This window comes from Streptococcus mitis (genome assembly GCF_003942995.1).
In the GTDB taxonomy this organism is placed as follows: Bacteria; Bacillota; Bacilli; order Lactobacillales; family Streptococcaceae; genus Streptococcus; species Streptococcus mitis_CV.
On the sequence record NZ_RJOH01000032.1, the window covers coordinates 1 to 8,644 of the forward strand.

Genomic DNA, 8,644 nt, shown 5'->3' on the forward strand with positions numbered 1-8,644 from the left:
TTATAACTACACAAGCGATGAAATATTTCGCCTAAACTACTTCGATATTGATTATATATAACTTTTCGTCTATACTTAGGGGTGAACACAATGTGATACTTACAGTGCCACTTTGTGTGCGATAAACTATGAGCCTTTTGTGCCATATTTTTCTCCTTTCGCTTTACAATTGGCTTGAACACCTTTATTGTATCGCGTTCGGAGTTTTTTTGGTATAACCTTCGACGCGCACCCGCATAGCGGGTGGTTGTTTTGTCTCGCACCTAACGGAGCGAGACGGACTAATAGTCACATAAGACAAAAGGAAGCCACTAAGTGACTTCCTTCTAGAGGGAGGACTAATTAGTCTTCACCTTTGTTTTTCTTAATGATTTCTTCTTGTACTGACTTAGGTACATCTTCGTAGTGGTCAAATACCATCATGAATGTACCACGTCCTTGAGATGCAGAACGAAGAACTGTTGCGTAACCGAACATTTCAGCAAGTGGAACGTAAGCACGAACGATTTGGCTGTTACCGTGTGCTTCCATACCATCAACACGTCCACGACGAGCAGTTACGTGACCCATAACATCACCAAGGTTTTCTTCTGGAACAGTGATTGTTACAAGCATCATTGGCTCAAGGATAGCTGGTTGTGCTGATTTAGCAGCTTCTTTAAGAGCAAGTGAAGCCGCGATCTTGAAGGCAGTTTCAGATGAGTCGACATCGTGGTATGAACCATCGTAAAGCTTAGCTTTAACGTCAACCATTGGGTAACCTGCAAGAACACCGTTAGCCATAGATTCTACCAAACCTTTTTCAACCGCTGGGATAAATTCACGAGGAACCACACCACCGACGATTGCGTTTTCAAATTCGAATCCTTTACCTTCTTCGTTTGGAGTAAATTCAATCCATACATCACCGAATTGACCTTTACCACCAGACTGACGTTTGAAGAATCCACGTGCTTGAGTAGAAGCGCGGAATGTTTCACGGTAAGATACTTGAGGAGCACCTACGTTCGCTTCAACTTTGAACTCACGACGCATACGGTCAACAAGGACGTCAAGGTGAAGCTCACCCATACCAGAGATAACTGTTTCACCAGTTTCAACGTTTGTTTCAACGCGGAATGTTGGATCTTCTTCAGCCAATTTTTGAAGGGCAATACCCATCTTATCTTGGTCAGCTTTAGATTTTGGCTCAACCATCAATTGGATAACTGGTTCTGGAACGTTGATTGACTCAAGAATGATTTTAGCTTTTTCATCTGTCAATGAGTCACCAGTTGTAGTATCTTTCAAACCAACGGCAGCAGCGATATCACCTGAGTAAACAGTGTCAATTTCTTGACGACTGTTAGCGTGCATTTGAAGGATACGTCCGATACGTTCACGTTTACCTTTAGAAGTGTTCAATACGTAAGAACCTGATTGAAGCACACCTGAGTAAACACGGAAGAATGTCAAACGACCTACAAATGGGTCAGTCATGATCTTGAAGGCAAGAGCTGCAAATGGCTCTTCGTCAGATGCTGGACGAGTTTCTTCTTCGTCTGTATCTGGGTTGATACCTTTGATTGCTGGGATATCAAGTGGGCTTGGAAGGTAGTCAATAACCGCATCAAGCATCAATTGAACACCTTTATTCTTGAAGGCTGAACCACACAATACTGGGAAGAATTCAACGTTGATAGTCGCTTTACGGATACCAGCTTTCAATTCTTCGTTAGTGATTTCTTCACCTTCGAGGTATTTCATCATCAATTCTTCGTCAGTTTCAGCAACTGCTTCGATCAATTTTTCACGGTATTCTTGAGCTTGGTCAAGGTATTCAGCTGGGATATCTTCTTCAAGGATATCTGTACCAAGGTCGTTAGTATAGATTTCAGCTTTCATCTTGATCAAGTCGATGATACCACGGAAGTCATCTTCAGAACCGATTGGCAATTGGATTGGGTGTGCATTTGCTTGAAGACGATCGTGAAGTGTGCTTACAGAGTAAAGGAAGTCAGCACCGATTTTATCCATTTTGTTAGCAAATACGATACGTGGAACTCCGTACTCAGTTGCTTGACGCCAAACTGTTTCAGTTTGAGGCTCAACACCTGATTGTGAGTCAAGAACGGTAACCGCACCATCCAATACACGAAGAGAACGTTGTACTTCGATTGTGAAGTCCACGTGTCCTGGTGTGTCGATGATGTTTACGCGGTGGTTGTTCCATTGAGCTGTTGTCGCAGCAGATGTGATAGTGATACCACGCTCTTGCTCTTGCTCCATCCAGTCCATTTGTGACGCACCTTCGTGAGTTTCACCGATTTTGTGGATTTTACCAGTGTAGTAAAGAATACGCTCAGTAGTTGTTGTTTTACCAGCATCGACGTGAGCCATGATACCGATATTACGAGTTTTTTCAAGTGAAAATTCGCGTGCCATGAGGTTTGTTTCTCCTATTTATTTTTGATTTCTATTCTATTATAACACGATTTTAATAAAAACGGATAGGCAGGACCTACCCGTTCTCAATGTTTTCATGCTATTGTTGGTTTCAACTTGTAGATTTACAAGTTGAATTGAACTCGGGCTAAAGTTAATTAGCCGATTTGAGCCGGAACGGGATGCTGTGTGAAAAAGATAAACTTCCTTGTATTCGTCGAATACTGCGTCAGTTTCCTATTTTCACCTTGCATCCTTATCGTTCCTAGCATCATGATTTAGTTGAGCTCAAGCTAAAAGTCTGGAGAAAAAGATGAATCTCATTGGTTGCAATCGCAACCTGCTTTGATTCCCTATTTTCTCTGGGACTTTCTTAACGCTTTCGCATCCTATATTACCAACGGAAGTGTGCGAATGCACGGTTAGCTTCAGCCATACGGTGAGTGTCTTCACGTTTCTTAACAGCAGCACCAGTGTTGTTAGCAGCATCCAAGATTTCTTTTGCAAGACGGTCTTGCATTGTGTGTTCACCACGAAGACGAGCGATTGTTACCAACCAACGAAGTCCAAGTGTTGTACGACGTTCTGGACGAACTTCAACTGGGACTTGGTAGTTAGAACCACCAACACGACGTGCACGTACTTCAAGTACAGGCATGATGTTTTCCATAGCTGTTTCAAATACTTCAAGTGCATCGTTTCCAGTAGCTTCTTTGATTTGCTCAAAGGCACCGTAAACGATTGAAGCAGCTGTACCACGTTTACCATCAAGCATAACGCGGTTGATAAGACGAGTAACTAGTTGTGAATTGTAAAGCGGATCTGGCAATACGTCACGTTTTGGAGCTCTATTTTTACGACTCATTTCTCTTTATCCCCTTTCCTTATGCTTTTGGACGTTTAGTACCGTATTTAGAACGGCCTTGTTTACGATCGTTAACACCTGCAGTATCAAGTGCACCACGGACGATATGGTAACGTACCCCTGGAAGGTCTTTTACACGTCCACCACGAAGAAGCACCACACTGTGCTCTTGCAAGTTGTGTCCGATACCTGGGATGTAGGCAGTAACTTCGATAAGGTTGCTCAAACGTACACGAGCAAATTTACGAAGGGCTGAGTTAGGTTTTTTAGGTGTCATTGTTCCAACACGAGTTGCAACACCACGTTTTTGTGGTGAAGAAACGTTTGTTTGAACTTTTTTATGACTGTTGTAACCAACGTTCAAAGCTGGTGATTTAGATTTTTCTACTTTTGATTTACGCGGTTTGCGAACCAATTGGTTAATTGTAGGCATCTACATTCTCCTGTGTTTTTTTATTTTTGGTGATGATACACTTGGTGACAGCTATCATCTGTGTGTACTTTTGCAACATTTGTCAGCACGTCCCTGTACACTCTTGAGAGACCAAAAGTAAAAAGTACCGTCTATTATTGTAACAAAATTTTCCCTTGGTTGTCAAGATATTTTTCTTTTTTATTCTTAATTTTAGCTCTTTTGTAGTGCTCCCTAAAAAAAGAAAAGGGAGGAATCCTACCCTCCTAAAGTTAGTATTGTTCCATTCAATCCCATCAATTTTAGCACATAATGTTCAAAAAATATTATATCATCACAACCAACCAGATTCTTTCGCAATATTAGCAGCTTCTGTTCGATTACCAGCATCTAGTTTCGAAAGAATATTGGTGACATAGTTTCGGACGGTTCCGTTGGATAGATAAAGTTTGTCTGCAATTTCTTGGTTAGAGAAGCCCTGAGCGATTCCCTTTAAAACTGCGATTTCTTGCTCTGTTAATGGATTGGGATGCGTCATCACCACTTCCATCAATTCAGGCGAATACTCCTTGCGCCCTTCGAGGACAGTGTGCAAGGTTTGCATGAGGTCTGCAATATTTCTTTCTTTTAATACATAAGCATCTACTCCAGCCTTGACCGCACGTTCAAAATACCCAGGACGCTTGAAGGTCGTCACTACAACCACCTTTGTTTCTAGATTTTCTGCTCGTATCCACTCCAAGACTTCGAGGCCCGTCTTAACAGGCATTTCTACGTCAAGGATGGCGATATCTACAGACTCCTTTTCTAATAGTTGGATTGCTTCTTGCCCATTCTTGGCTTGAAAGACAGACTCTACATCCGGTTGAAGCGTGAGCAACTGGCACATGGCATCTCGCAACATACTTTGATCTTCTGCAACAAGTAGTTTCATCTTAGTCTCTCTCCTTATAAGGTAGTCGAACCTGAACTTTTGTCGGTTGTTTCCAACTAATTACCTTTACTTCTCCCGAAAATGGAAAAACACGATCTCGAACTGTATGGAGGTCATCCCCCTTTATAGAAGCAAAGCCACAGCCATCATCTCCCACTGTTAGAATGAGTTCTTTCTCTGTCCGTTCTAATTTTAAGTAGACTTTAGAAGCTTTGGCATGTTTGATGATATTAGTCACCAATTCAAGCAAAATCATGGAAGCCGTTGACTCCAATTCCTGAGTTAAGCTAGCTGTATCTAGTTGATTAGCTATTTCCACCTCAATTCCAGCAATTTCCAACATCTTTTTCACAGTCTCTAGTTCGGATGTCAAAGTTCTAGACTTAAGATTTTCCACAATGGTTCGCACTTCACGCATTGATTCTTTGCTAATTTGCTGTATTTCTCTTAATTCCTTTTCCACCTGTGGATAAGCCTCCATCTGAAACAACTGCAAGGCTAAATCTGTCTTGACACTCAGCATAGCAAAGGTATGCCCCAGACTATCATGCAAATCCTGACCGATACGACTGCGTTCATTTTCAGCAAGCAATAGATTTATCTGGGCATTTTGCTTAGCCTGCGCTTCTTTCAAATCCTCCACAATCCGAATCCGAACCAATCCAAAAGTCATTAAATCGACAAAAGTAAGAATTACAAGTAGATAGAATAGAAACTCAACTTCGATTCTCTGAAAAATCAACAGTTGGCCCACAACAAGGACTTGAGCAAGAAGAAAAGTCCAGACATGTAAAGACTTTAAACTACGTACGCCAAAATGATAACTTAAGAGGTTAGAAAGGAAAAAGAAGAACCAGATATAATTAACAGCAACAAAGGCAGTATTCCCAACTACATAAGTCAGCATGAGACCCCAATATAGCCAAGATAGGCGCTGGCTCTTAGTTGTTAAAACACCCAAATATGCCACTACAAATAGAATATCAATCAATAAATGCCAGACAGAAAGCCACCCAGTCACTACAGGTAGGATGGGGAAAATCATAAAAATTAAACTGGCCCAAAACATATAGTGTATGCTTTTCAGTCTTTCAAGCATTAAGAATTCTCCTTATGACCTTGAAGGTAAATGGTCAAACCAAACAAAACTGCTGAAAAAACAAGTAGATAAACTGTGGCTGATAAATTGATGCCACCCTCGTTTAAGAAGGTCTTGAGCAACTCCATCAACTGATAAGTTGGTAGACACTTCCCGATTGCTTGCATCCAGTCTGGAAATAAAGAGATGGGCATCCAGAGTCCGCCTAAAACAGCCAAGCCTAGATAGAGAAGATTGCCCACGACAGACATCAGCTGACTAGAAGGTAAGAGTGTCAAGGTCAATCCAAGCGCTACAAAAGCTACACTTCCTACTATCAGCAAGAACGCAGCCCCAATCCAGTTTCCAAGAGACATATCCACACCTCTTACAAAATGCCCAACTGAGAAAACCACCAAGATTGAGACCAAATAATCAACCATCATACTTGTTATCTTTGATAGATAATATTCTACCATATTTACAGGGGTATGGCGCAATGTTTTCTGCCAGTTGTTGATTTTATCGGTATGTAAAACAGCTGGGAATGAAAACATAGCTGTCGACATCATGGAAAAAGCCGTCATGGAGATGAGGTAATCACGCATAAAATTCGCGGGTCCACCAGGTGTGTCCTGGTACATGCCTGAAAAGAATAAATAGAAGGCTGTCGGCATCCCTACGGATAATAGATAATAGACTAATTGTCGTTTGGTCAATAGAAATTCTATCTTGTTTAGTGCGGTCCATCGTTTCATCTTAGTCATCTCCCTTTTGTGTTTCTTCAAAGATTGTATCCAGTAAGCTACGATTATTGACTTCAATTTCTTGAATCCTACATCCTGCTTGCACTAACAGTTCCCAAAAAGCATCTGCTTCGCGTGTGACTACTTGTAGAGCATCCTGTTTTTGTGACCAGTTTTCAACCAAGTTTGACTGTTCGACAACTTCCTTATATGCTATAGGAAGGATAAAGTGCTTTTCAATCTCCTCACTGCGCATGGCTAGAGGTGTTGTATCGCGAATCAATTCACCCTTGTGTAGCACCAAGATTCGATCAGCCGTATGCTCCACCTCTTCGATGTAATGGGACGAATAGAGAATGGTAACTCCCTGCGCTTTTAGATCCTGAACAATTTCCCAAAAACGTTGGCGGGTTGAGGTATCCATGGCCGCAGTTGGCTCATCTAAAAAGACAAGTTTTGGTCGCCTAATCAAGGTCAAGACAAAAGAGAAGAGACGCTTTTGCCCACCTGACAATTTTTCTGCGAATTGTTCTTTTTGTTGCTTGTCAAACTGCAATAATTGATCGATTTCCCGGTTGCTCAAGGGATTTGGGTAAATGCTTTGAAAGAAAGCAATCAACTCTTTTACCTTTAGTTTCTGAACAATTACATTCTCTTGAGGGAGGTAGGATCTTGTATAGTCTAACTTAGAGCTCGTTACCGGCAAATCTTGGATAGATACTTGCCCACTGGTGACCAGTTTATCTCCAAGCAAACAGTCCAATAGCGTTGTCTTTCCAGCACCATTTGGCCCAATCAAGGCGATGCATTCACCTTCTGCCACCTCAAAGGAAATATCCTTCAAAATACCCTTGTCCTTGATGTTTTTATTTAGGCTTTCTACCTTAATCATGTTCATGATATTCTCCTTTCAGCCACTCCTTCCCATCGGAAAGACGATAAAAATCATAAATCCTAATCCCCATGCACCACGGATGAATTCGTGAAGGAAGTCTTGATCAAACCAACCTGTAAATATTTCTACCAACCATACCACTAGTGACAGTCCAATAAAAAGATAGGGAACTTTTTTCATTTTTCAAACTCCTTTTTCACATCTGAGACCAATTTCAAACCTTCTCGGATAAGCCAAGACAAAATTCCAAAGCCAGCAAAGACCTCCCAAGGAAAATGATAAAATCCTTCATCCAATCCTGAAAACATGAGATAAGTCATGACTCCTGCTGTTACTAGACTCACTGCGACAATCATTTTATTTTTCATCTCTTCTTCCTCCATTTCATACTTCAATTATAGACTTTTGAAGTTTGCGGAGCTAGATGCTTCTGTCACTAGGAAATATGACAAATGTCATAAAAGATTCTGTTCAAAACAAGCAAGATACACTATACAATAAAACACAAGTAGAAAAATCTAAGGTAGCTTCCTCAAAAGAAATATCAAACCCAATTCACACTATAATGTAAACTAATACTTATCTAGACTCGTAATAGCAGCAATTTTTATAACATTGAAACATATATTATAGGTTCAACAAAAACTCTTCTATTACTTTATTAAGAATTAATAAGAGTTATAAAATCTATTAAATTTCAATGTGTATAATTAACTACAGTATTTATTAAATAAGACAGGAAACAAAAAAGTATACGCGATCAAAATGAATTACTGAAATTCAAAAAAGAGAGAAGCAAACTGATTCTCTCTTAATGTATATAATATCTAGTTAAACAAAAAAGATACGCTTACGTATCTCTGTAATGAATCGGGAAGACAGGATTCGAACCTGCGACACCTTGGTCCCAAACCAAGTACTCTACCAAGCTGAGCTACTTCCCGAGTTAAATAGAAAAATGCACCCTAGAGGAGTCGAACCTCTAACCGCCTGATTCGTAGTCAGGTACTCTATCCAGTTGAGCTAAGGGTGCTCATTAGTTTATGCCGAGGACCGGAATCGAACCGGTACGATCGTTACCAATCGCAGGATTTTAAGTCCTGTGCGTCTGCCAGTTCCGCCACCCCGGCCTCTCTAAGCGAACGACGGGATTCGAACCCGCGACCCCCACCTTGGCAAGGTGGTGTTCTACCACTGAACTACGTTCGCACCGTTTTCTTCTATCTAAAAATGCCGGCTACATGACTTGAACACGCGACCCTCTGATTACAAATCAGATGCTCTACCAAC

General features: G+C 41.0%; 9 protein-coding genes, 4 tRNA genes and 1 pseudogene. All 14 read right to left on the reverse strand.

What is annotated here, in order from left to right; genetic code table 11:
* Positions 1-146, reverse strand: a 146-nt coding sequence (locus tag D8836_RS10750; protein ID WP_221763033.1) for a transposase, incomplete at its 3' end; no start/stop codon positions are given.
* Positions 147-342: 196 nt separating this feature from the next.
* Positions 343-2,424: an elongation factor G gene (gene fusA / locus D8836_RS10755; RefSeq protein WP_000090348.1), complete on the reverse strand. Its 2,082-nt coding sequence runs from the start codon at positions 2,422-2,424 to the stop codon at positions 343-345.
* Positions 2,425-2,818: 394 nt separating this feature from the next.
* Positions 2,819-3,289, reverse strand: a complete 471-nt coding sequence (rpsG, locus tag D8836_RS10760; RefSeq protein WP_000087873.1) for a 30S ribosomal protein S7 — start codon at positions 3,287-3,289, stop codon at positions 2,819-2,821.
* A gap of 19 nt (positions 3,290-3,308) precedes the next feature.
* Positions 3,309-3,722, reverse strand: coding sequence for a 30S ribosomal protein S12 (gene rpsL / locus D8836_RS10765; RefSeq protein WP_001142332.1), 414 nt, complete (start codon positions 3,720-3,722; stop codon positions 3,309-3,311).
* 313 nt (positions 3,723-4,035) lie between these two features.
* Positions 4,036-4,635, reverse strand: a complete 600-nt coding sequence (locus D8836_RS10775; protein WP_060627194.1) for a response regulator transcription factor — start codon at positions 4,633-4,635, stop codon at positions 4,036-4,038.
* Position 4,636: 1 nt separating this feature from the next.
* Complete coding sequence (locus D8836_RS10780) at positions 4,637-5,734, reverse strand: sensor histidine kinase (RefSeq protein ID WP_125393971.1); 1,098 nt, start codon at positions 5,732-5,734, stop codon at positions 4,637-4,639.
* Positions 5,734-6,471, reverse strand: coding sequence for an ABC transporter permease (locus D8836_RS10785; RefSeq protein ID WP_125393972.1), 738 nt, complete (start codon positions 6,469-6,471; stop codon positions 5,734-5,736). The genes D8836_RS10780 and D8836_RS10785 overlap by 1 nt, the downstream gene beginning before the upstream one ends.
* Position 6,472: 1 nt before the next feature.
* On the reverse strand, positions 6,473-7,357 hold the full coding sequence (locus D8836_RS10790) for an ABC transporter ATP-binding protein (protein WP_125393973.1): 885 nt from the start codon (positions 7,355-7,357) through the stop codon (positions 6,473-6,475).
* Positions 7,344-7,534 (reverse strand): annotated as a pseudogene (locus D8836_RS10795) (hypothetical protein). The gene D8836_RS10790 and the pseudogene D8836_RS10795 overlap by 14 nt, the downstream one beginning before the upstream one ends.
* Positions 7,531-7,737, reverse strand: a complete 207-nt coding sequence (locus tag D8836_RS10800) for a hypothetical protein (protein ID WP_125393974.1) — start codon at positions 7,735-7,737, stop codon at positions 7,531-7,533. Before D8836_RS10800 ends, D8836_RS10795 begins: the two are co-directional and overlap by 4 nt.
* Positions 7,738-8,224: 487 nt before the next feature.
* Positions 8,225-8,298: transfer RNA gene (locus tag D8836_RS10805), tRNA-Pro, on the reverse strand.
* A 15-nt stretch (positions 8,299-8,313) separates the two neighbouring features.
* Positions 8,314-8,387, reverse strand: a tRNA-Arg gene (locus tag D8836_RS10810).
* 11 nt (positions 8,388-8,398) lie between these two features.
* Positions 8,399-8,484 (reverse strand) — tRNA-Leu (locus tag D8836_RS10815).
* Positions 8,485-8,491: 7 nt separating this feature from the next.
* A tRNA-Gly gene (locus tag D8836_RS10820) sits at positions 8,492-8,563 on the reverse strand.
* Between the last annotated feature and the right edge of the window lie 81 nt (positions 8,564-8,644).

What these genes read in the sequence shown, in the direction of transcription:
- fusA (WP_000090348.1), bottom strand. Translation starts at nt 2,424, where the DNA reads ATGGCACGCGAATTTTCACTTGAAAAAACTCGTAATATCGGTATCATG.
- rpsG (WP_000087873.1), bottom strand. Translation starts at nt 3,289, where the DNA reads ATGAGTCGTAAAAATAGAGCTCCAAAACGTGACGTATTGCCAGATCCG.
- rpsL (WP_001142332.1), bottom strand. Translation starts at nt 3,722, where the DNA reads ATGCCTACAATTAACCAATTGGTTCGCAAACCGCGTAAATCAAAAGTA.
- D8836_RS10775 (WP_060627194.1), bottom strand. Translation starts at nt 4,635, where the DNA reads ATGAAACTACTTGTTGCAGAAGATCAAAGTATGTTGCGAGATGCCATG.
- D8836_RS10780 (WP_125393971.1), bottom strand. Translation starts at nt 5,734, where the DNA reads ATGCTTGAAAGACTGAAAAGCATACACTATATGTTTTGGGCCAGTTTA.
- D8836_RS10785 (WP_125393972.1), bottom strand. Translation starts at nt 6,471, where the DNA reads ATGAAACGATGGACCGCACTAAACAAGATAGAATTTCTATTGACCAAA.
- D8836_RS10790 (WP_125393973.1), bottom strand. Translation starts at nt 7,357, where the DNA reads ATGAACATGATTAAGGTAGAAAGCCTAAATAAAAACATCAAGGACAAG.
- D8836_RS10800 (WP_125393974.1), bottom strand. Translation starts at nt 7,737, where the DNA reads ATGGAGGAAGAAGAGATGAAAAATAAAATGATTGTCGCAGTGAGTCTA.